General features: G+C 64.0%; 18 protein-coding genes and 1 pseudogene. 7 read left to right on the top strand and 12 right to left on the bottom strand.

Going from position 1 to position 21,351, the window contains the following annotated elements:
- Positions 1 to 19: 19 nt before the first annotated feature.
- The 7 genes from PYV55_RS02400 to PYV55_RS02370 all read right to left on the bottom strand — a co-directional run bounded on the left by PYV55_RS02400 (position 20) and on the right by PYV55_RS02370 (position 7,907).
- Positions 20 to 1,558 carry an efflux transporter outer membrane subunit gene (locus PYV55_RS02400; RefSeq protein WP_017462959.1) on the bottom strand — a complete coding sequence of 513 codons (1,539 nt, stop codon included), beginning with the start codon at positions 1,556 to 1,558 and terminating at the stop codon, positions 20 to 22.
- The gene (locus PYV55_RS02395; RefSeq protein WP_099589929.1) at positions 1,555 to 2,673 is read right to left on the bottom strand and encodes an ABC transporter permease; all 1,119 of its coding nucleotides are present in this window, start codon (positions 2,671 to 2,673) and stop codon (positions 1,555 to 1,557) included. The genes PYV55_RS02400 and PYV55_RS02395 overlap by 4 nt, the downstream gene beginning before the upstream one ends.
- A 4-nt stretch (positions 2,674 to 2,677) precedes the next feature.
- Positions 2,678 to 3,847 (bottom strand): ABC transporter permease, encoded by a 1,170-nt coding sequence (locus tag PYV55_RS02390; protein ID WP_275848935.1) that lies wholly within the window; start codon positions 3,845 to 3,847, stop codon positions 2,678 to 2,680.
- Positions 3,844 to 5,616 (bottom strand): ATP-binding cassette domain-containing protein, encoded by a 1,773-nt coding sequence (locus PYV55_RS02385; RefSeq protein WP_151609299.1) that lies wholly within the window; start codon positions 5,614 to 5,616, stop codon positions 3,844 to 3,846. The genes PYV55_RS02390 and PYV55_RS02385 overlap by 4 nt, the downstream gene beginning before the upstream one ends.
- A gap of 1 nt (position 5,617) precedes the next feature.
- Entirely contained in the window at positions 5,618 to 6,658 is a 1,041-nt protein-coding gene (gene hlyD, locus PYV55_RS02380) for a secretion protein HlyD (protein ID WP_151609298.1), read from the bottom strand.
- A gap of 27 nt (positions 6,659 to 6,685) precedes the next feature.
- A complete protein-coding gene (locus tag PYV55_RS02375; protein WP_151609297.1) occupies positions 6,686 to 7,111 on the bottom strand; it encodes a hypothetical protein in 426 nt (141 codons plus the stop codon).
- Positions 7,112 to 7,298: 187 nt separating this feature from the next.
- Positions 7,299 to 7,907: a TetR/AcrR family transcriptional regulator gene (locus tag PYV55_RS02370; RefSeq protein ID WP_004255154.1), complete on the bottom strand. Its 609-nt coding sequence runs from the start codon at positions 7,905 to 7,907 to the stop codon at positions 7,299 to 7,301.
- Between the two features lie 335 nt (positions 7,908 to 8,242).
- On the opposite strand from PYV55_RS02370, the gene PYV55_RS02365 reads away from it, so the two are divergent.
- The 6 genes from PYV55_RS02365 to PYV55_RS02340 all read left to right on the top strand — a co-directional run bounded on the left by PYV55_RS02365 (position 8,243) and on the right by PYV55_RS02340 (position 14,479).
- Positions 8,243 to 10,003 (top strand): PHA/PHB synthase family protein, encoded by a 1,761-nt coding sequence (locus tag PYV55_RS02365; protein WP_151609296.1) that lies wholly within the window; start codon positions 8,243 to 8,245, stop codon positions 10,001 to 10,003.
- Between the two features lie 108 nt (positions 10,004 to 10,111).
- Positions 10,112 to 10,555: a phasin family protein gene (locus PYV55_RS02360; protein ID WP_013721835.1), complete on the top strand. Its 444-nt coding sequence runs from the start codon at positions 10,112 to 10,114 to the stop codon at positions 10,553 to 10,555.
- A 10-nt stretch (positions 10,556 to 10,565) separates the two neighbouring features.
- On the top strand, positions 10,566 to 11,312 hold the full coding sequence (gene phbB, locus PYV55_RS02355) for an acetoacetyl-CoA reductase (RefSeq protein WP_151609295.1): 747 nt from the start codon (positions 10,566 to 10,568) through the stop codon (positions 11,310 to 11,312).
- Between the two features lie 276 nt (positions 11,313 to 11,588).
- Positions 11,589 to 12,473, top strand: coding sequence for a LysR family transcriptional regulator (locus PYV55_RS02350; protein WP_226038649.1), 885 nt, complete (start codon positions 11,589 to 11,591; stop codon positions 12,471 to 12,473).
- 628 nt (positions 12,474 to 13,101) lie between these two features.
- Positions 13,102 to 13,776 (top strand): hypothetical protein, encoded by a 675-nt coding sequence (locus tag PYV55_RS02345; protein ID WP_275848926.1) that lies wholly within the window; start codon positions 13,102 to 13,104, stop codon positions 13,774 to 13,776.
- Positions 13,769 to 14,479, top strand: a complete 711-nt coding sequence (locus tag PYV55_RS02340) for an RES family NAD+ phosphorylase (protein ID WP_275848924.1) — start codon at positions 13,769 to 13,771, stop codon at positions 14,477 to 14,479. Before PYV55_RS02345 ends, PYV55_RS02340 begins: the two co-directional genes overlap by 8 nt.
- A 214-nt stretch (positions 14,480 to 14,693) precedes the next feature.
- On the opposite strand, the gene PYV55_RS02335 is transcribed toward PYV55_RS02340, so the two are convergent.
- Complete coding sequence (locus tag PYV55_RS02335) at positions 14,694 to 15,641, bottom strand: pseudouridine synthase (protein WP_275848922.1); 948 nt, start codon at positions 15,639 to 15,641, stop codon at positions 14,694 to 14,696.
- A gap of 327 nt (positions 15,642 to 15,968) precedes the next feature.
- Here PYV55_RS02335 and PYV55_RS02330 point away from each other — a divergent pair, with 327 nt between their 5' ends.
- Positions 15,969 to 17,120, top strand: coding sequence for a porin (locus PYV55_RS02330; protein WP_275848920.1), 1,152 nt, complete (start codon positions 15,969 to 15,971; stop codon positions 17,118 to 17,120).
- Positions 17,121 to 17,283: 163 nt separating this feature from the next.
- Here PYV55_RS02330 and PYV55_RS02325 read toward each other — a convergent pair.
- From PYV55_RS02325 to PYV55_RS02310, 4 genes and pseudogenes are all read right to left on the bottom strand, one after another.
- Positions 17,284 to 17,892, bottom strand: a pseudogene (locus tag PYV55_RS02325) (AMP-binding enzyme); the annotation flags it as partial.
- 415 nt (positions 17,893 to 18,307) lie between these two features.
- Positions 18,308 to 19,075: an ABC transporter permease gene (locus PYV55_RS02320; protein ID WP_275848918.1), complete on the bottom strand. Its 768-nt coding sequence runs from the start codon at positions 19,073 to 19,075 to the stop codon at positions 18,308 to 18,310.
- 38 nt (positions 19,076 to 19,113) lie between these two features.
- On the bottom strand, positions 19,114 to 19,944 hold the full coding sequence (locus tag PYV55_RS02315) for an ABC transporter ATP-binding protein (RefSeq protein ID WP_275848917.1): 831 nt from the start codon (positions 19,942 to 19,944) through the stop codon (positions 19,114 to 19,116).
- Between the two features lie 140 nt (positions 19,945 to 20,084).
- On the bottom strand, positions 20,085 to 21,137 hold the full coding sequence (locus PYV55_RS02310; RefSeq protein WP_275848914.1) for an ABC transporter substrate-binding protein: 1,053 nt from the start codon (positions 21,135 to 21,137) through the stop codon (positions 20,085 to 20,087).
- Positions 21,138 to 21,351 lie beyond the last annotated feature (214 nt).

The following is a 21,351-nucleotide window of genomic DNA, read 5'->3' as shown; positions in this document are numbered from 1 at the left end:
ACGGCCCCCTTGTGTTGAGTCAGCGGCTTGAAAACGCGACGGGGGCGGCAGCGCCCCGCAGCGGATGGGTTGCGGTCGATGCCGTCGTCGATACGTCCCAGCCGCCACCAAGGGCCTTGTACAGCGCCACCAATTGCACGGCGGCGTTGGTATGTGCCCGCGCGGCTGCGGTTTCGGCCTCGTGCAGGCTGCGCTGGGCGGCCAGCAGTTCGACCAGCGCGATGTCGCCCGCCGCGTAGCGCGCCTTGGCGTGGCCGTAGCTGGTGCGCGCGGCATCCAGTGCCATACCGCGGCGCTCCAGTGTGTCCAGCCCGCCGTGGTAGTCGCCAAGCGCGCGCTCGGCATCGCCCAGCGCCGCCAGCACGGCCTGCTCATAGGCCAGCGCGGCCTGTCGCTCGGCCGCCTCGCGTGCCCGAATTTCGGCTCGCACACGGCCACCGTCGAACAGGCGCCAGGAAATCAGCGGCAGGATGGAAAAACGCGAGCTGGATGCATCGAACCAATCGCCCGTACTGAGCGCTTGGAACCCGCCGCCGACACCGATGGAGAGTTTGGGGAACAACTCGGCCGTGGCCACGCCGATGTCGGCGGAACTCGCTGCCAGGCGACGTTCCGCAGCCAGCACGTCCGGGCGCCGACGCAGCATCTCTGCGCGCTCGCCCACCGGCAGCGCCCGCAGCGTGCTCGGCGTCAAGGGGCCATCCAGCAGTGCCAGCTCCCGCTCCGGCGGCGCGCCCAGCAGCACGCCCAGGCTGAGTATCGCGGCGCGCTGACGCGCCTGGATATCCGGGATGAGCGCGTTGACTGCTGTCCATTGGGCGTACGCCGCCTCCACGTCGGCGGCCGACGCGTCGCCCAGCGCATGCCGCAGGCGCACCAATTCCAAGGTCTGCTGCAGCGTATCCAGTGTGGCCTGTTGTGCGTGCAACTCGTAGCGGGCGCCGACGGCGGTGAACCAGGTGCGCGCGACCTCGGCCACGATGCGCATGCGTACGCCCTGCGCCTCGGCTTCGGTCGCCTGCAGGCGGGCGCTGGCGCCTTCCAGCGCCCGCCGCTTGGCCCCGAACAAGTCGGCCTCCCAGGCCGCGTCGAAGCCCGCGTCGTAGATGGTCTGCGTGGCGTCAAGGCCGGGGATCGAACCTACGGGCAGGGGTCCGTTCTCGCTTTGACGGCGCCGGTTGACGCTCGCGCCAGCGGCGGCGGTGGGCAATGCCTCGCCGGCCACACGATCGCGCAGGGCGCGTGCCTCATCGATGCGTGCCGCAGCCTGGCGCAGATCCAGGTTCTGTGCCAGCGCCGTGGCCATCAGGCGATCGAGGATGGGATCGTCCAGTGCAGACCACCATTGGCTCAAGTCTGCGGACTGGGATTCGCTTGCCAACGGCAAGCTCCAGCCGCTGCCGACGTCGACCGGCGGCGGCTCGCGGTAGTCGGGGCCCACGCTTGCGCAGGCAGTCAGCAGCACGCAGGACAGGGCCAGCGCGAGCGGACGCGCGCGCCCAGGGGTCAGGCCGGTGACGGTTGCGCGAAGAAAGGGAGTGCGGGGCTTGGATTTCATTGCAGGCGTCCTCGGACGAATACGGTGGCCATCGTCAGCGTGGCCAGGGCGATGACCGCCAGCGGCCACAGGCTGGCGAGAATGTCACCGGGCGGCATGGCCTTGAGAAAGCTGCCTTCGACGATGATGAGGAAGTGGGTCAGCGGAATGGCCTGAGCCAGCCATTGCAGGACGACAGGCATGTTTTCCACAGGCGTCGCAAAGCCTGACATCAGCACCGCCGGCACGCCGACGGCGAACGCCCCCAGGATGGCCTGCTGCTGCGTCATGCTGACCGCGGAAATCATCAGGCCGATGCCGACCACCGAGGCGATGAACAGCACCAGGCTGGCAAGCAGGAGTGCAAACGAGCCCGTAAACGGGATGCCGAACAGGAAGACGCCCGCGCTAATCATGAACAGGCCCAGCCCGGTGCCAATTGCGAGTGCCGGCAGCGACTTGGAGATGATGATCTCGGGCGTCGAGGTGGGCGACACCAGCAACTGGTCGAAGGTGCCCAGCTCGCGCTCGCGCGCGATCGACAACGAGGTGATCAAGAGCGAGCTGAACAGCGCCAGGATGCCCGTCAGCCCGGGCACGATGAACCAGCGGTAGACCAGATTCGGGTTGAACCAGTGGCGCACGACCACGGGCGTTGGTGCCTGGGCGTCGGGCACGACCTCGGCGCCGACATCGGCGGCGATGGTGGACAGATAGGCCACGGTGATCTGCCCGGAGTTGCTGCGCCGGCCATCGACCAGTACCTGCGCGCGGCCACTTTCGCCGGCAGCGATGGAGCGCGAGAAATCCACCGGGATGGCGAGCGCGGCGATCACCTCGCCACGGTCGATCAGCTCGTGCAGTTGCTGCTGGCTGTCGACATGCCGGATGTGGGTGATGAAGCGGGCGCTGTCCAGGCGCTGTACCAGCTCGTGCGACCAGCGCCCCGTATCCTGGTCGTAGACGGCGATATCGACGTTGCGCACTTCCAGCGTCGCGGCAAAGGCGAACACCAGCAACTGCAGGATCGGCGGCACGAACACCACCATGCGGCTGCGCGGGTCGCGCAGGACGCTGAGCACCTCCTTGATGAACTGGGCGCGCAGGCGGGTCAACGAGAATGCGGACGTCAACATCGCTTCACTCCAGGTTCTTGCGCGTGGCGCGCTTGGCGATCACGAAGAACAGCACCCCGATCGCCGCCATGGCCGCCAGGTTGGGCAGGAACACGGCCCAGATGTCGCCGGCCAGGAACACCGTCTTCAGCGAATCGACGAAGTAACGCGCCGGAACCAGCCGGGTGATGGCCCGGATCGGCGCGGGCATCGCGTCGATCTCATACAGAAAGCCCGACAGCATGAAAGCCGGCAGAAAACCCGTGAACAGCGCGATCTGCGCTGCCAGGAACTGGTTGCGTGCCAAGGAGGAAATCAGCAGACCTTGACCCAGCGCCGGCACCATGAACACCGCCGACAGCAGCAGCAGCGCCGCCAGCGAGCCCCGCATCGGGACCCCGAACACGAACACCGCCAGCGCCGCCGCACCCAGCGTGGACAGCATGCCGAGCACGAAGTACGGCAGCAGCTTGCCGATCAGGATTTCGGCCACCGAGGCCGGCGTGGACAGCACCGCCTCCATGGTGCCGCGCTCCCATTCACGCGCCACCACCAGTGCAGTCAGCATGGTGCCGATGATGGTCATGACGATGGCGATGGCACCGGGAATCAGTGCGCGGCGGCTTTCCAGCTCGGGGTTGAACCAGTAGCGCGGTTCCAGCATGACGGCCTGCGCTGGTGCTCCGACGTCCAGTCCGGCACGCCAGGACTGGACCACGCCACGGGCGTAGTTCTCGACGTAGTTGGCGGTATTGGGGTAGGAGCCATCGGTGACGATCTGCACCAGCGGCTCGCTGCCACGCTGGGCCAGACGCTGCTCGAAATCCTGCGGAATCACCACGTAGCCGCGCAGGTCGCCTGAGACCAGTTGGTCGGCCACTTCGCGCCGGTCATGGGCGAAGTGCGTATTCAGGAAGCGGGTGCCCGAAAACGCTGCGGCCAGCGAGTGTGCCGATGCGCCGGGCGACTCCAGGACCACGCCGACACGGACATCCTTCGCATCCAGCGACACCGCATAGGCGAACAGCAGCAGCAACACCACTGGCAGCACGAACGCGATCAGCAGCGTCGAGGGGTCGCGCAGCGCCTGGTAGCTTTCCTTGGTCACCAGGGCGATCAAGCGCCGTAAATCAAAACGGCGCAAGTCGGTCTGCAGGGGGCCACTTCCGTCTTTGTGCATTGTGGCGCCGTTCATGTGGCGGCCTCCAGCTCGCGGTCTGACGACTCCACCAGGTGAATGAAGGCGTCCTCCATCGTCGGGTCGGGTTGTTCGGGGCTGACCGCCGAACGTTTGAGCGCGTCGGGCGTATCCAGCGCGATCAGTTGCGCACGCGAGAGCATGGCCACGCGGTCGCAGTATTCGGCCTCGTCCATGAAGTGGGTGGTGACCATGATGGTCACGCCCTTGCGGGCCAGTCCGTTGATGTGGGTCCAGAATTCCCGCCGGGTGATCGGGTCCACGCCCGAAGTGGGTTCATCCAGGAACAGCACGGGCGGCCGGTGCATCAGCGAACAAGCCAATGCCAGGCGCTGCTTGTGGCCCAGCGGCAGGGAATCGGGCGTGGCGGACAGCCAGTCGCCCAGATCGAAGGTTTCGATCATCTCGGCAATGCGCTCGCGCCGGGTGTTGCCTTCCAGTCCGTAGACGCCGGCCGAGAATTCCAGGTTCTGCTGCACCGAGAGCAGGCCGTAGAGCGAAAACTTCTGCGCCATGTAGCCGAGCCGGCTCTTGGCTGCGCCGGTGGCGCGGCGCAGATCATGGCCCACCACATGCGCTTCGCCAGCAGTTGGTTTCAACAGGCCGCACAACATCTTGAAGGTGGTGGACTTGCCGGCGCCGTTAGGGCCGAGCAGGCCGAAGATTTCGCCCTTTTGCACCTCGAAGCTGACGTTGTCGGTGGCGGTGAACTCGCCGAAGCGCTTGGTGAGGTTTCGGCACGACACGGCAATGTCGGAACCCAGCTCAACCGGCGGCAGACGCTCGGCCAGCGTCGAAGTGCCGCCGGGGCCGCCACCGAGCAGATCGATGAAGGCGTCTTCGAAGCGCGCGGGCACCTGCGCCAGCTCCACTCGCGCCTGATCGGACAGGGCCTGGAGCTGCTCCGCTTGAGCGCCCTCGCGCAACACCACGCGCACGCCGGCGCCCTGGATCACGCCATCGCTCACGCTGGGCAGGTCGAGTGCCTGGGTCAGGACCGCTCGGCGCTCGGCACCGACGTCTTCCAGACGGAAACTGCGGCCTTCGAGCTGCGCGGTCAGCTCCTGCGGCGGGCCATCGAACAGGAGCTGCCCTTGGTTCAGCAGCAGCACGCTCTCGCAGCGCTCGGCTTCGTCGAGATAGGCGGTGGACCAGACCACGGCCATGCCTTCATCGGTCAGCGCCTGCACCATGCGCCACAAGTCCTGGCGGCTGACCGGGTCGACACCCACGCCCGGCTCGTCCAGCAGCAGCACCTTCGGCCGCGCCATGAGCGCACAGGCAAGGCCCAGCTTCTGCTTCATGCCGCCGGAGAGCTTGCCGGCCAGGCGTTTGGTGAAGGGTCCGAGCCGCGTGAAGTCCAGCAGCTCGGCAAACAGATCGGCGTTGCGGTCCGCATCCATGCCGCGCAACTGCGCATACAGGCGCATGTTCTCCATCACCGACAGGTCTTCGTACAGGCCAAAGCGTTGCGGCATGTAGCCACTGGCGACATGAATGGCGTCGTTGTCCTTGACCACGTCATAGCCTGCCAAGGTGACGTGGCCGGCGTTAGGCACCAGGAGGCCGGTCAGAATCCGCATCAGCGTCGTCTTGCCAGCGCCGTCGGGGCCGACCAGACCCGTCAGCCGCCCATAGTGGATGCGCGCGCTCAAGCCCCGCAGCGCCTTTACGTCTCCGAAATGCTTGTCCACGTCTTCGATGACGACGGCAGCGTCTTCGCCCGCACCCGCAGGCACGGCGGCGATGGCAGGGCTTGCCTGCATTTCAACGCTCCCCCGCCGGGATGCTGGTGCCGGCTTTCGCATCGACCTCGATCGTCACCGGCATGCCCTGGCGCAAGGCACTGTCGCTGTCGGCTTCGTCGATGACGATGCGCAGGCGGTAGACCAGATCCGTGCGCAAATCCGTCGTCTCCACCGTCTTGGGGGTGAACTCGGCGCGCGGCGAGATGAAGCCGATCTGGCCGCGATAGACCTTCTCTGATGAATCGCTTTTGACGCGCACCACAGTACCGGGCGCGATGCGCCCCAAGTCCGACTCGCCCACGTAGGCGCGCACGTAAACCGGCTTGTCCAGGCTCAGGCTGTAGACCGCGCTCTGGCTTGCGACCATGCTGCCGGGCTCCCGCACTCGTGCGATGACGGTGCCGCTACTGGGCGCCATCAACTCGGTGTCCGCCAAGGCTGTCGTGGCTTGCGCTGCGGCAGCCTGTGCGGCCGCAAGGCGAGCTTCTGCCGCGGCGATGTCTTCCTTGCGAAAACCTTCGGATGCTTGCGACAGGGCCGCCTTGGCCGCTTCGACGCCAGCGGCTGCCTGGTCGCGTGCCGTGCGGGCTGCATCGACCGTGCGCTGGCTGCTGGCGCCCGATGCCAACAGGCCACTCTGGCGCTGGAAATTGCGCTCGGTCTCGGTGGCGAGCGCCTGTGCCTGTCTGAGAGCCTCGCGCGCCTGGGTGATTTCCTGTGGTCGCAGGCCGCGGCGCAGCTTGGCCAGTTCCGCCTGCGCCACCTGCACCTGGGCCTGCGCTGCCGCAAGGGCCTCCCGATAGGGTTGCGCATCGAGCGCCGCCAGGCGCGCGCCGGCGCTGACGGCATCGCCCTCATCGAAAGCCATTTGCATCACGCGCCCGGGCTGACGGAAGGCCAGTTGCACCTCGCGGATGTCGACGTTGCCGTAGAGGCGCAATGCATCTTGTTGTCCATGGTCGCGCGACAGCCAGAACGCCAGTGCGCCGCCAAGAGCGAGCACGACGACGGCGATCACGACCCAACGGGTTTTTCTGGAGAGGAGGTTTGGAGTTGTCATCGATGGGTTTCCGCTGGATAAAGGTGCTCAGTGCTCGCGTGCGACCGGCGCATTCGCCGCTGACCGGCGCCAGGCTATGGCCGCTATGCCTGCCCACACCAACGTGCGCAGCGTCATGGCGACCACCGTGCGCCGCTCCCAGGCGCCACCCAAAGCCACATGCACTCCGAAAGCCAGGAACACGAGTGCGGTCGCCACCGTGATGACAATCGCCAACCACGCGGCCCAGCGCCGGCGCATCCACAAGCCGACGCCGGCGACGATGTAGGCGAGCCCGGCCAGAAAATTGAACCAGAGCACGAAAGGCACATAGTGGCCGGCGGCTTGGCGCGCCGCGCCGTCGACAAACAGAACGGCGCCGCCCTCCCGAAGAGTGAGCAGGCCGAAGCCGATCGCGAGCGGGGAGATCAGCCAGTGCCAGATGCTGCGTTGTGGATGAGTGGTCATCTTCATGGCCTTTACTTGATCGCGGAAACTCCCAAGCCTTCGCCGTCGTCGCGGTGTGCGTGTGCGTTCCGCCGGGCGGTCGGGCTGAGTGTTGAATGACGCGGATTCGCGCTGGAGGCGCAACGCGATCGCATGACCGTGGTGTGCCTCTCGGCCGACCGGGCAACTGCGTGGCGGCAGGATGGAAGGCGTTTCATCGGGTGTGCGTGATGCCACGGAGATAGATGGCAAACACGGCTGGCGCATCACGACGGATGCGACTGACCTTGCCGGCCAACAGCGACTGCATGACCAGTCCCTGGATCGTGCCGATGAACAACACGGCGGCGGCATCCACGTCCAGATCCGCATCCAGGTCGCCTTGGGCCTTGCCTGCCTCCATCAGGCGGCGCAGGCGCTGTTCGTATTGACGGAGCAAGGTCTGCACCATCCGCTTGGCGAGCGTCTCGCCAGAGCGTTGCAGTTCTCCGAACAGCATGCGCGGCACGCCGGGATGCTTGGCCACGAAGTCGATGTGCGTCATGAACATGGCTTCGAGTGCCGCGGCAGGAGACGCGGCGCCCTCGGCCGCCTTGTCCACGCGCACCAGCAGACGCTCACCGACCCAGGTCATCGTTGCCTCCAGGATCGCGTCCTTGGTGGGGAAGTGGCGAAACAGCGCGCCCTGCGTCAAACCCATTCGATCGGCGATGGCCGTGGTCGTGATTTCGGCCGGGTTTTGCTCCGCGGCCAAGTCCACCACCGCTTGCACCGTGGCAGCACGCCGCTCTTCAGCGGACAGATGTTGAGGACGTTCGCTCACCGATCAGACTCCATAAAGTAAGTGACTTATTACTATCCTAACATGCAAAACATCCGCGTCGCAAGATCGGGAATACGGTTCATCGCATGAGAAAGGATGGTTCCTGCCCCATCCATGGATTGTGGCCAAGTGAGCTGACGAGACCCAGGAAGCGAACACACTCCTCTGGCACATCATGAGTAATCGGTCGGCAGGTCGGCCACCCCAGTCAGAGCAAGAGAAGCGGTTTCGTTCGAGCGAAGGCGGAAATCCCCCGGGCGTTCTTCAAGGCTTTGCATCTTTTCCCGTAGGCATTATGATAGTAATAAGTTACTTACAACATCGGAAGACCAGAGATGAACACCCTTGCCATACCTGACAAGCCCGCGCCGGCACCGTCCGAAGTCGTCTGTCGCCCCGATGTCCTGGATACGCTTGCGAACGCGTGCCGGGCACGCGGCACTGGCGGGTTGTCACCGGCGGCGGGTTTGCTGGCTTGGTACGACTGGGCGCTGCACCTGAGCCTTTCACCGGGCAAGCAGCGCAGCCTGATCGAAAAGGGATTGCACAAGCAGCGACGCTTGGCGCGCTACGTCGCGCACGCTGCAAGTGCCCACGGCTGCCCCACGTGCATCGAGCCGTTGGAGCAGGATCGGCGCTTCGAGGCGCCGGCCTGGCAGCAATGGCCGTTCAACGTGATCCACCAGGGCTTTTTGCTGCAGCAGCAGTGGTGGCACAACGCCACCACCGGCGTGCGCGGCGTGTCGCGCCATCACGAGAACATGGTCACTTTCGCTGGGCGGCAGTGGCTGGACATGTGGTCGCCATCGAATTTCATCTGGACCAACCCGGAAGTGCTGGAAGCCATCAGAACCAGCGGCGGCGCCAACCTGTGGCGCGGCGCGATGAACTTCCTCGACGATACACAGCGTCTTGCGCTTGACGATGAACCGGCCGGGGTCGAAGGCTTCAAAGTCGGCCAGGACGTGGCGGTCACACCAGGAAAGGTGGTGTTTCGCAACCACCTGATCGAGCTGATCCAGTACACACCCACGACCCCCGATGTGTATGCCGAGCCGGTGCTGATCGTGCCCTCCTGGATCATGAAGTACTACATCCTCGACCTGTCACCGCACAACTCGATGGTGAAGTACCTGGTCGACCAGGGGCATACGGTGTTCATCCTTTCCTGGAAGAACCCGACCGCGGCCGATCGCGACCTCGGCCTCGAGGATTACCGATGGCTGGGGGTCATGGATGCACTGGACGCGGTCACGGCCATCGTGCCCGAGCGCAAGGTGCAGGCGGTTGGCTATTGCCTGGGCGGCACCTTGCTGACGATCGCCGCAGCCGCGATGGCGCGCGATGGCGACGAACGGCTGCGCAGTTTGACGCTGCTGGCGTCGGAGACCGACTTCCGCGAGTCGGGCGAAATCGCGCTTTTCATCGACGACAGTCAACTTGCCTGGCTGGAAGCCGGGATGTGGGACAAGGGCTATCTCGACGGCAAGCAGATGGCCGCCTCTTTCCAGATGCTCAACTCGCGCGACCTGATCTGGTCGCGGCGCGTGCGCGAGTACCTGCTGGGCGAACGGCAGGAGTTCAATGACCTGATGGCATGGAATGCCGACGTGACGCGCATGCCGTATCGCATGCACAGCGAGTACCTGCGGCGTTTGTATCTGAACAACGATCTGGCCGAGGGACGCTACCAGGTCGGCGGACGGCCGGTGGCGATCGCCGACATCGAAGTGCCGATGCTCATCGTCGGCACGGTGCGCGACCACGTTGCCCCCTGGCCATCCGTGTACAAGATGCATCTGCTCAGTGATGCGGAGCTGACCTTCGTACTGACCAGCGGCGGGCACAACGCCGGCGTGGTCAGCGAGCCGGGGCACCCCCGGCGCAGCTACCAGATTGCGACCCGCAGCGTCGGCGCTCGCTACGTCGATCCGCAAACGTGGCGTACCGAAACCCCGCTGAACGAGGGCTCATGGTGGCCAGCCTGGCAGCAGTGGCTGGCACGACATTCGACCGAGCGGGTATCGCCGCCCGCCATGGGCGGCACGCAGGTCCCGCTTGGTGATGCACCGGGAACCTATGTGGCAATGCGCTGATACGACGCGCCGAAGCCGAGACAAGACAAGACCATTTCAACAGGGACATCGCTTGGGATGGCCTACACCCGCCCCGAAGGGGGCCCACCATGACCGAAGGGCACTGCAATGAGCAACGAACTGCCAATCCATCTCTACAAAGCCAATGCCGAGCTGCAACTGCAGATCACGCGCTTGCTGCAGGAGAGCAGCCATCACTGGCTCGAAGTCATGCAACAGCTCAGCGCTGGCAGCGTGCTGGAGACCACCTCGCGCATCCAGGGCCTCCAACAGGCGGCCGACTGGCAAGCGCTCGCGACCTTGCCGTCCGAAGTGTTCTGGCGTCTGTGCCAAGGCCGCATGGGCGATGCCCAAGCGGTCGGGCAAGTAGCAGCCAAGAGCCAGACGGCCTTTGCCAATGGACTGCGCCAGGCGCTCACGACTTGGCAGGAGTCTGTCTCCGAGGCATTCGGCGCGAGTGGCGACGCAGCCTCTTTCACGCAGCTTTGCCAGCGCTGGACCCAGCCCTGGACCGCCCCAAGCGCCGTACCCCAGGGCAAGACCAAGAAATGAGGGGACGGCAATGAATACGACGCAACGGACGGCGCTGGTGACGGGAGGCAACCGGGGGTTGGGCGCTGCGATCGCCCGTGCCCTGCACGATGCCGGCCACCGCGTGATCGTCACGCATACCCCCGGCAACACCACGATTGGCCAGTGGCAGCAAGCGCAAGCGACACAGGGCTACAAACTTGCTGCCTACGGGGTGGATGTATCGAACTACGAATCAACGCAGGAAATGGCGCGGCGCATCCACGCCGACGGTCATCGGATCGACATCCTGGTGAACAACGCCGGCATCACCCGCGATGCAACGCTGCGCAAGCTCGACAAGGCCGGTTGGGATGCCGTACTGCGCACCAACCTGGACTCCATGTTCAACGTCACCAAGCCGTTCATCGATCCGATGGTCGAGCGCGGCTGGGGTCGCATCGTCAACATCTCGTCGATCAACGGCAGCAAGGGCCAGTTCGGGCAGACCAATTATTCGGCGGCCAAAGCCGGCGTGCACGGGTTCACGAAGGCGCTGGCGCAGGAGGTCGCGCGCAAGGGTGTGACGGTCAACACCGTGTCGCCGGGTTATCTGGCCACCGAGATGGTGATGGCGGTGCGGGAGGACATGCGCCAGAAGATCATCGATGCGATTCCGGTTGGCCGTCTGGGCCAGCCGGACGAGATTGCGGCACTTGTCGCCTTCATCGCCAGCGAAGCCGCCGCCTTCATGACCGGCAGCAACGTGGCGATGAACGGCGGCCAGCATATGTATTGAGTAGTCGAGGGGCCTGCGGCATGAAAGTCTGGACCATTCGCTTGGGCAGTTCACCGAAGAGCATCCTTTACACACTCGGGTGCTCGGACACGAAGCATGCGCATTGACACGAGGGTGTTTGCGTGCTGACGGATAGTGATCTGCAAGCCCTCCGGTTGACCGCACGTTTAGCAGGCGTCGTCACCCTGATCCTGATCGACATCCCCATCGCTTGGTGGCTGGCTCGTACCAAGACCTGGTGTAAAGGGCCGATGGGAGGCTGCCTTGGAGCCTAGATTGCTACGCTATTTCGTTGCAGTCGCGGAAGAGCTGCATCTCGCCCGCGCGGCCGAGCGTCTCGGGATCGAGCAATCTCCCGTATCACGAGCAATGCGCGACCTGGAAAGCCAGCTTGGCGTGCAGTTGTTCGACCGCAGCACCCGCCTGACGCGGCTGACCTGGGCCGGCCAGGTGTTCCTAGGCGAATGCCGACGCGTGATGGCCACCGTGGAGCAGGCAGTCAAGAGTGCCAAGGCGGCGGCACAGGGCTACCAGGGCCATCTGCGCATCGCGATCTGCGACGGCCTGGCGCAGCCCCGCATCGCCACCTTGCTGGCACGCAGCCGCGAGGAGGAGCCCGAGATGGAGATTCGCGTCTTCGAGCTGCCGTTCGCGCAGCAGCTCAAGACGCTGCACGACGATCTGCTGGACATCGGCTTTGCGTTGTCAAACGCGGTACATGATGGCCTCGTCGCCGAGCCGGTGTGGACCGATCCGCTGTCGGTGATCGTGCCCGCACGCCACCCCTTGCTGGCACACGTGCAGGTGCCGCTGGCCGAAGCCCTGAAGTTCCCGCTGGTTCTGTGCCATCCCGAATCGGGATCGGGCTGCCGCCATCAGATTCAAGCGCTGCTGCAGGACGCAGGCACGCCGCTCAAGCTGGTCGATGAAGTGACCAGCCTGGGCGTGATGCTGACCCTGGTCGGTGCAGGCTACGGCATCGGCTTCGCCATCGCCTCGCAGGTGCAGACGCTACAGCGCCCGGACATCTCCATTCGTCCCTTGGCCGGCAGCCCACCGGTGCTCTCTACCTACCTGCTGCGCCGCCGGGGCGAACCCTCGGAGCCCATGAAGCGGTTCATCGAGCGGGCGAAAGGCGGGCGGGACCGCGCCTGTCGATGATGAGTCAATCCTTTGAGGACGCAGCTCACCTGTCCGTAGCGGCCTGTGGCGTGATGTGCCAGTGGACAGATAGACTTCGGTATGAAATCCGATGCTCTGGCTGTTGATGGATGAGCTTGGCTCGATTTGGATCACCCGCAGCGGCTTGCGTTGACCAGGCCGAAGACTTGAGTCCACAATCGAGTCCATTCCGTGACGCTTGGATCGGAAAAAGCGTTCGTAATAAACGAGTTAGCGACCGGGTGCTGTTCCCTTCACCCGCTCCACTTCAACCCTGATTGCCCATTAGGCGGTGCTGTGCATTTACGCGGGCGCTGGCGGACGGCTGCCGGTCATTTTGGTCGCCGCTTCGTCGGCCATGGACCCACCACGAGTTCCTCCGCAGCAACCAAACTGCCCTGCCAGTCGCCTCGCCATCATCCACGCCGCAACGCCAGCGCGCTCGCCCCCGACGCGGCGAAACGCCAGCGCCGGCCATCCACCTCTGAAGGCTGCGGCGAGATGTTTTGCAGGAGGTTCCTCCGATTCGGGCGCGCAGCCCCCGCAGAAAGAGAAAGAGGGAGCTTTCAAGGTTATTTTGGATATGTTAATATAAAATAACCTAGATAACCTTAAAAGGAGCGCATCCATGAGCGTCGTTGCAGACCATCCGGGGGTCTCGACTTTGGTTGGCACCCCGAAAGAGGTGCAGGCTCGTCTTGGGAAGTCGCATGCTGATCGCGTGCTCGTGGTCGCGTTCGACCACATTAAACCGAACGTCTTCCAAGCCCTGGCGGAGAACTTCACCAATGTGGCGTCCTCCATGTTCGAAGTGTTGCTGGAGCGCCAGGACCGGGAGTCGCTGGAGCGCCTGGCCGAGGTCCTGGTGCCTCGGACGCCACCGTCTCCTCGCCTGCTCAAGGAGGCGGCCATGCTGGTGCGGGCACGCAAGGCTGTGCTGGAAAGCGGGGACTGGTTGACTGCGGCCGACATTGCCCAACTGGCAGGACTGAGCACCCGCAATCCCAGCGCCCAGCCCAACAAATGGAAGAAGCAGGGGTTGATCTTCGCCATCAACCATGGGGGCGTCGACTATTTCCCGGGCTACGGTCTGGACCGTGATACTGGCTTCCGCCCGGTGAAAGCTCTCGCCAAGATCATCGAGATCTTTGGTGGCCACAAGGATGGGTGGGGCATGGCCTACTGGTTCGGCTCGGACAACAGCTTCCTGGGCGGCAAGCGGCCCCAGGATCTGCTGGCGTCTGGACCTGAGCGGGTGATCGAAGCGGCGATGGACGAGGTTCAGGAGATTGCCCATGGGTAGGCGAAGTGCCAAGCTGGCGGGCGGCACTGCTCCACTACCGCCCGCCGACGAAGCGTTTTCCAGCACGCCGGCTCCCCCGGACAAGCTCCATGCCACGCTTACGTCGCTCGCAAAGGGTGAGGTACTGCATCGTGTGCATCAGAGCAAATATCAGGCTGACCAGTTCAACCCGGGCGTACACGGCAATGCGCGTTTCAGCCCGATCCAGAATGAACACGGAAAGCCGATCCCCACGATGTACGGCGGCACAACGATGGCGTGCGCCTTGATGGAGACGGTCTTCCACGACGTCCCGCATACCGCCGGTTTCAAGAGCTTCGACAAGGACAAGCTGGTTGGACAGGTCCATTCCACTATCCAGGTCGAGCAAGAGTTTCAGCTCGTCGATCTGGCAAGCGTGCCGCTGCGCAAGCTGGGCGTAACGCGCAAGCAACTCATCGACACCGAGAAGGACCAGTACCCGGCCACCCGCAAGTGGGCGGAGGCGATCCACCGTCAATGCCCGCAGGCCCAAGGACTGTCCTGGGTCTCACGGCAGGACGACTCGGCGCGCGCTGTCGTTCTTTTCGGTGACCGCATCCCCGCCGGCGCCCTTCGACCGAACGGCAATTCACGCAGCCTACTGGACGATGGGGACATTTACGATGCAATGCTCGATCTGGCTGATCGCATTGGCGTCAACATCGTGCAGGGGAAGATCTGAATGGAGTGCTTCCGGATTGACGAGAGCGGCTATACGGGATTCGATCTTCTCAACCCCGAGCAGCATTTCCAGGGGACGACGGCCGTGGCCATCGGCGACAAGGACGCTGCGCGTTTGATCAAAGAGCACTTTCCGAAGCTGCAAGCCTCCGAACTCAAGTATCGGTCGGCGTCAACATTCCCATCGCCCGCTCCAAACCAGCATCTCGTTTGTCTTAGCCCAAAGTGCCGTCTGGCACTTGCTGTGGCTGTGCGTCCAATGGCAGCAACTGGCGCCGACTCTCGAAGCATCGCTGCTCACCTGTGAGTGGGTCGGTGAAGCGCAGGGTGCGCGCGAGCAGCTGCAGCGGGCGCGAAAAATCTCCCTCGGGCGGGTCGTTGACCTCCGGGTAGAACGCATCATGGCGCAGCGGCAGGCCCAGCGCGGCCATGTGCACGCGCAACTGGTGGCGTTTGCCCGTCACGGGCTCGAGCCGGTAACGCGCCCAGTGGCCCGCCACTTCGAGCAACTCCAGGCGCGTGCAGCTGTTGGGGGCGCCCGGCACCTCGTGCATGCGAAAGAATTGCGGGCTCTCCTCGAGGCGGCTGTGGTGCTCGCGCGGAAAGGTCAGGTCCGCACGCCAGCCGGCCACGGCCTCGTACTGCTTGTGGATGCGCTGCTCGCGAAACAGCGCCTGGTACACCCCGCGCGTGCGCTGCTGCACCGAAAACAACACCAGCCCGGCAGTGTCGCGGTCTATGCGGTGCAGCGGCGAAAGCTCCGCCAAGCCAAGCCGGCGTTTGAGGCGCACCAGCAAGCTGTGCTGCAAATAGCGTCCGCCCGGCGTCACGGGCATGAAATGCGGTTTGTCGGCGACGAGCAAGTGTGCGTCTTGATAAAGCACCTCTTCGGTAAACGGAATCTCAGGCTCCGATTCCAGGTGGCGGTAATAAAAGATGCGCAAGCCAGGCTCGAAAGGCCGTTCGGGCGTTACCGCCCCGCCGCGTTCATCGACCACTTCGCCCGCCTCCATGCGCCGCTGCCACGCGGCGCGGCTGAGCGCAGGCAGGCGTTCGGCCAGATGGTCGAGCACGGTGCCGCTGCCGCGTGAAGGCAGCGCCACGCAACTCGGACTCACGCCTGCGCGCATGGGCAAAGAGGAAGGGGGGCGCTGGCGGGACATGGGGGGGATTTTTGCAATGCGGCTGGGTTGCAATCTCGTCAGGTTGCCTGCTTTCAGCACAGTCAAGATGGGGATAGATATGTGTTGTTTTGCGACACATTTCAGGCCAACCTAGGGATTGTCCCAGCATGGAACATGAGAGGGATCGCCTATCTTCGCGGTGTCAATTTTTGGCCGTGTTCTCCCGGATCAGGTGCGATGCAGTGGCCCATAAGGTCTGCTCTTCCAGTCTCGATCTGGTCTCTTCCCCGAGAAGGTAGCGAGGCCCATCATTGTTCATCCATTTTTTGCAAGCAGCGTTCTCTCTTACAGAAAGGTAGGCGACACATGAAACATATTCAGAAATTCCAGCGCAGCGCTCTGGTGGCAGCCGTCTTGGCGGCGACAGCCGTGGGTGCGCAGGCGCAGTCGGGAGGCTCCAGCGTCCGTATATACGGCGTGCTCGACGTGGGCGTGAGCACGTTTTCGCGTTCGTCCACCATGGACAAGCGCCTCACCAAGATCAACACCGACACCAACAGCTCCTCGATCTGGGGACTCACAGGCACGGAAGACCTGGGCGGCGGCTTGGCCGCACAGTTCGGTTTTGAGGGGGCGCTTGATCCGAAAAGCGGTGGGGCAGGAGGAGCTAACAACACGGGTGCTCAAGGGCCAACGACGACCAGCGCAATTTGGAACCGTGGTTCTTGGGTGGGCCTCAAGAGTGATCAGTGGGGTTCGCTGCGCCTGGGCCGCGACTACACCACGTTCATCGTGTCGCAGCTCGTCAATGGTTCCGGCATGCCCAATACGGCGATCAACTCGAGTATCTCGAACATGTTTGCTGCCCAAGGGATCAGCAATGATTTCTGGAACAGCAACATGATCCGCTATACGAGCCCGAGTTTCGCGGGTTTCGACGTGGGCGTGCAGTATATTTTGGGTGAGCAGCCGGGCGATTCTTCGGCCGGCCGCGGCATGGGTGGTGTGGTCAGCTATACCCAGGCGCCTTTCAAAGTGGCGCTGAGCTACGTTAAAGACAATGGAGTTGACAATTCATCTGGAGTCCATGCGAACGACGATGTTCATTACTGGATCCTGACGGGCTCTTATGACGTGGGCAAATACCGTCTGGCTTTTATGTACGACAAAGTCAGCAACAAAAACAAGATTCCGTATGGTTGGCTCGATTCCAAAGCTTGGCTGATCGGCGGCAACTATGCCTTCACTCCTGAGTTTCGTGTGGGCCTGCAATACAGCGAAATCAATGCCAGCGACGACGCGGTGGCTGGCACGCCCTACAAGAAAAAGAGCAAGTACGCGGTCATCACGGCCCACTATAGCCTGTCCAAACGCACTTATCTGTTCTCCACCTTCGGCCACGCGGACAATGGCATTGCGCCGATTCAGCCTTTGTGGGGCGGCAGCCAGGGCGGACAGCAAAGAGTGCAAGGTGACAGCATCAACGGCTTCGTCGTAGGTATGGTGCACCGCTTCTAAGCGACTGCTCTCTTTTTTACTGCGAACCACTCCTTGCCAGCGCTTTGGGGGCAGCCCGGGTGCTGGCTTTTTGTTGGGGGTGGCGTGGGATGGGGAAAATCCACCGAGCTTGCCTGCGTCGCGGTCGCGCTCGGTGAGTCTTGAAACGTATCCGGCCTGATTTTTACGACGCTTGCTGCTCTTTTTCTTGCAGCAGGCGCCGCATCACCTTGCCGCTGCCGCTCTTGGGCAGGGCATCGACGAATTCGACGATGCGCGGCACCTTGTAGGCGGCCATGTGTTCGCGGCACCAGGCGATGATGTCTTCGGTGCTGACCTTGCCGCGGTATTTCTGACGCAGCACGACCATCGCCTTGACGGTTTCGCCGCGGCAGCTGTCACGCGCGGCGATCACGCAGGCTTCGGCGATCGCGGGGTGGCGGAACATGAGCATCTCGACTTCCGACGGCCAGACCTTGAAGCCGCTCGCGTTGATCATGCGCTTGAGGCGGTCGGTGATGAAGAAGTAGCCGTCCTTGTCCATGCGGCCGAGGTTGCCCGTGCGGAAGAATCGCTTGCCTTCGAACTCGATGAAGGCTCTTTCAGTGGCTTCGGGCTGCTTCCCATAGCCGCCGAAGACCAGCGGGCCGTGGACGATGATCTCGCCGGATTCGCCTATGGGTAACTCTTGCAAACTTTCCGGGTCCACGATGCGCGCATCCGTGCTCATGAAGGGGATGCCTAGCAGACTATCGGACTTTGGAATCGTCGGCTGCGAATGCGCCGCAGCGGCCCATTTTTTACTGTCTTCTTGCCCCATAGTCCCGCTATGGGGCGGCGAATCCGGCAAAAACTGGCCTCGCTGGGGCACATTCTCGCTATCGACGCCCAAAGTCCGACAGGCTGCTAGTGTAGTGTTCGACGCTATCTGCGACATAAAACCGCGTCTTTTCGGCCCGGGCCGCGTTGCAAATCCTCGCGATACCACCCGGTATCGCTGCGGTTTGCGCCTTGCCCAGACCAAAAATCCATCGGTTTTATTGGTCGCATCAAGCATCGAACACTACACTAGCTGGGTTCGACGCCGGATCGGGCTACGCGCTTTGGTGCAGGCCTGCGCCCGCGCTGCAGGTGCAACTCGGCCTCGGCCGGCCTGCAGTGCGGCCCGCATGACGGCAAAGACAGACAGTGCAGACGACGGCGAATGCTCAGCCGCCCTGCGTGCCGCGGTGCGCCCAGGCGGTGGTGTGTTTTTCCACCAGGCTGAAGAGTTCGTACATGACCATGGCCATGGCGCCGACCACGATCAGGCCCGCAAAGGCCAGGCCCATCTGCATGGACGAGCCCGCGGAGACGAGCAGGTAGCCTATGCCTTCGTTCGCGGCGGTCATCTCGCTCACCGTAGTGCCCACGAAGGCGAGCGTGATCGCCACTTTGAGCGAGGCGTAAAAGTACGGCAGCGAGCGCTGCAGGCCGACCTTGACGAGCACGTCCCAGCGGCGTGCGCCGAGCACGCGCAGCACGTCTTCGAGCTCGGGCTCGAGCGTGGCCAGGCCCGTGGCGATGTTCACCATGATGGGGAAGAAGCTGATCAAGAACGCCGTGAGGATGGCCGGCCCCGCGCCTATGCCGAACCAGACCACGAGAATGGGCACGAAGGCCGCCTTGGGCAGCGCATTGAACGCCGTCATCAGCGGGTACAGCGCCGCGTAGGCCAGGCGCGAGCTGCCGATCACGAAGCCCAGCAGCACGCCCACCACGATGGCCAGACCAAAGCCCGCCATGGTGACCCAGAAGGTGCGCCAGGCGTGGCCCGCGATCACGTCGCCAAACTGCACGAGCTGCGTGGCGATGCTCCAGGGGCTGGGGAAGATGAATTCCGACACGGCTAGCGCCGCACAGAGCACCTGCCACAGCAGCAGGATGGCCGCGAGCAGCAGCCACGGTGCCCAGCGTTCCACGGTTTTTTGGTGCATGGTGGGCCTTTCGTTTTGTGTGTGTTGCTTGTTGGCGCTCATTGCGCCAGCGCGGCGCCGGCACCGTTTTGGCGCAGCGCGCCGATGTGCCCGCGCAGCTCGTGCACGATGTCGGTGAATTCTTTGGTGTAGGTGACTTCGAGCGGGCGCGGGCGCAGCAGCGGGATGGTTTTTTGCGCCACGAAGCGGCCCGGGCTCTTGCTCATCACGTACACGGTGTCGGCCAGAAAGACCGACTCGCGCAGGTCGTGCGTGACCAGGATGACGTTGAAGCGCTGCTCCTGCCACAGGTCGCGCAGCGTGCACCAGAGCTCCTCGCGTGTGAAGGCGTCGAGCGCGCCGAAGGGCTCGTCGAGCAGCAGCATCTGCGGCTCGTGGATCAGCGCGCGGCAGATGCTTGCGCGCTGCTGCATGCCGCCCGAGAGCTGCCAGGGATATTTGTGCTCGTAGCCGGCCAGCCCTACCTTGTGCAGCAGGGCGCGGGCGCGCTCCTCAAATTCTTTGCGTTTTTGCCGGAACTGGCTGCGGTACGGGGCGACGATTTCGAGCGGCAGCAGCACGTTGTCCAGCGTGCTGCGCCAGGGCAGCAGCGAGGGCGCCTGAAACGCCATGCCCGAAATTTTGAGCGGCCCCGTGACGGGCTCGCCGGCCACGCGGATCTTGCCCATGCTGGGCTGGCGCAGGCCCGTGGTGAGCTTCATGAAGGTGGATTTGCCGCAGCCCGATGGCCCGACGATGGCGATGAAGGCGCCGCGTGGCACCTGCAGATCGATGGCTTCGACCGCGAATTGGTTTTGCGCGCGCAACTCGTCGCTGTAGGCGAGCCAGACGTCGCGGAATTCGATGAAAGCAGGATTTTCTGGCTGCATTTTGGGGTATCAAATAAGGCTTTTGCGCTTGATTGGTCAGCACAAGCAGCTATCGAAAGTCAATCCGAAAAAGTGAGCAAGCCGGGGCATGGATGCCGTATATGCACAGGCCCCTGCACCCGCACCCGTAGCTGCACGGTTCACTTGCGCGGCAGCACGTCGAGTTCGGCCGCGGGCGGCAGAAAACTGCCGTTCCACACGGCCGCCGGGTCCACGCGCGTCTTGGTGCGGTAGGCGTCGGACACCTGCGAGGCCATGAGCGACAGGCGCGCGGGCCGCACCTGGCCAAAGCCCTCGGCACGCGCGTCGGGGCTGTTGACCACGGTGTCTATGGCCAGCTGCAGGCGCCGCGTTTCGAGCGCCACGTTGACGATGCCGTCGCGCGCCCTCACGGCCGCGAGCGCTGCGGCGGGCTGCGCGATCACCTCTTTGGCGCCGCGCGCGAAGGCCCGCAAAAACGCCTTGACCGCTGCCGGGTTCTCGGCGATCAGCCGGGGGCTGGCGATGATCGCGTTGCCGTAGAGCTTCACGCCCCAGTCGGCGTAGGGCAGCACCAGCACGTCAGCGGGCTTGGCGCCGCGCGCTTCGAGGTTGAGCAGCGAGGTGAAGGTAAACCCGGTGATCGCATCGACGTCGCCGCGCACCAGCATGGTTTCGCGCAGCGGCGGGTCCATGGTGATCCACTGCACTTCGCCCACGTGGTTGGCCTTGGCGAAAATCGGGAAGGCGCGTCGCCCCGCATCGAACACGGGGGCGCCGAGCTTCCTGCCCGTGAGGTCGGCGGGCTTGGCAATGCCGCTTTTCTTGAGCGCCATGACCGAGGCGGGTGTGTTGTTGTAGACCATCATCACGGCCACGGGCTTGTTGGGCGCGTCGGGGTTGTTGGCGTGGAACTCCATCAGCGCGGCCAGGTCGGCAAAGCCCATGTCGTAGCTGCCCGAGGCCACGCGCTGCACCGCCCCGCCCGAGCCGCTGCCCGCATCCACGCTCACGTCCAGGCCCGCAGCCTGGAAGTAGCCCTTGGCCACAGGGTGCAAAAAGAACGCCGCCGGCCCTTCAAAGCGCCAGTCGAGCTGGAACTTGATCGGCGTGGCGGCGGTGGGTGCAGCGGGGCCGGCAGTCTGGGCCTGTGCCGTGGGCAGGCTGCCGCTGCCTAGCAGCAGCGCGGCCTGCAGGAACGATCGCTTTTTCATCGGGCTTCCTTTGGAGAACGGATGGCGATCTTTCAGCAAGAACGATGCCCGTTTGGGCATCGTGCCCGCACCCGCGGGGTGCGCAGGGCAGGCGCCGTGCGGTCCGTTGCTAGTGTAGTGTTTTATTCTTAATGTAGCTTAAAATCTGGCTGGGATTCCATCGATCCACGATGATCCCCAAAAGGAGCCAGGCCATGCGGGTAGCCCCCAAAGT

Source organism: Extensimonas soli (assembly GCF_029211265.1).
Classification (GTDB): domain Bacteria; phylum Pseudomonadota; class Gammaproteobacteria; order Burkholderiales; family Burkholderiaceae_C; genus Extensimonas; species Extensimonas soli.
This window is presented reverse-complemented; position numbering and strand designations above follow the sequence as displayed.

Coding starts and splice junctions, on each gene's coding strand:
- PYV55_RS02400 (WP_017462959.1), bottom strand. CDS start 1,558: ATGAAATCCAAGCCCCGCACTCCCTTTCTTCGCGCAACCGTCACCGGC.
- PYV55_RS02395 (WP_099589929.1), bottom strand. CDS start 2,673: ATGTTGACGTCCGCATTCTCGTTGACCCGCCTGCGCGCCCAGTTCATC.
- PYV55_RS02390 (WP_275848935.1), bottom strand. CDS start 3,847: ATGAACGGCGCCACAATGCACAAAGACGGAAGTGGCCCCCTGCAGACC.
- PYV55_RS02385 (WP_151609299.1), bottom strand. CDS start 5,616: ATGCAGGCAAGCCCTGCCATCGCCGCCGTGCCTGCGGGTGCGGGCGAA.
- hlyD (WP_151609298.1), bottom strand. CDS start 6,658: ATGACAACTCCAAACCTCCTCTCCAGAAAAACCCGTTGGGTCGTGATC.
- PYV55_RS02375 (WP_151609297.1), bottom strand. CDS start 7,111: ATGAAGATGACCACTCATCCACAACGCAGCATCTGGCACTGGCTGATC.
- PYV55_RS02365 (WP_151609296.1), top strand. CDS start 8,243: ATGAACACCCTTGCCATACCTGACAAGCCCGCGCCGGCACCGTCCGAA.
- PYV55_RS02360 (WP_013721835.1), top strand. CDS start 10,112: ATGAGCAACGAACTGCCAATCCATCTCTACAAAGCCAATGCCGAGCTG.
- phbB (WP_151609295.1), top strand. CDS start 10,566: ATGAATACGACGCAACGGACGGCGCTGGTGACGGGAGGCAACCGGGGG.
- PYV55_RS02345 (WP_275848926.1), top strand. CDS start 13,102: ATGAGCGTCGTTGCAGACCATCCGGGGGTCTCGACTTTGGTTGGCACC.
- PYV55_RS02340 (WP_275848924.1), top strand. CDS start 13,769: ATGGGTAGGCGAAGTGCCAAGCTGGCGGGCGGCACTGCTCCACTACCG.
- PYV55_RS02335 (WP_275848922.1), bottom strand. CDS start 15,641: ATGTCCCGCCAGCGCCCCCCTTCCTCTTTGCCCATGCGCGCAGGCGTG.
- PYV55_RS02330 (WP_275848920.1), top strand. CDS start 15,969: ATGAAACATATTCAGAAATTCCAGCGCAGCGCTCTGGTGGCAGCCGTC.
- PYV55_RS02320 (WP_275848918.1), bottom strand. CDS start 19,075: ATGCACCAAAAAACCGTGGAACGCTGGGCACCGTGGCTGCTGCTCGCG.
- PYV55_RS02315 (WP_275848917.1), bottom strand. CDS start 19,944: ATGCAGCCAGAAAATCCTGCTTTCATCGAATTCCGCGACGTCTGGCTC.
- PYV55_RS02310 (WP_275848914.1), bottom strand. CDS start 21,137: ATGAAAAAGCGATCGTTCCTGCAGGCCGCGCTGCTGCTAGGCAGCGGC.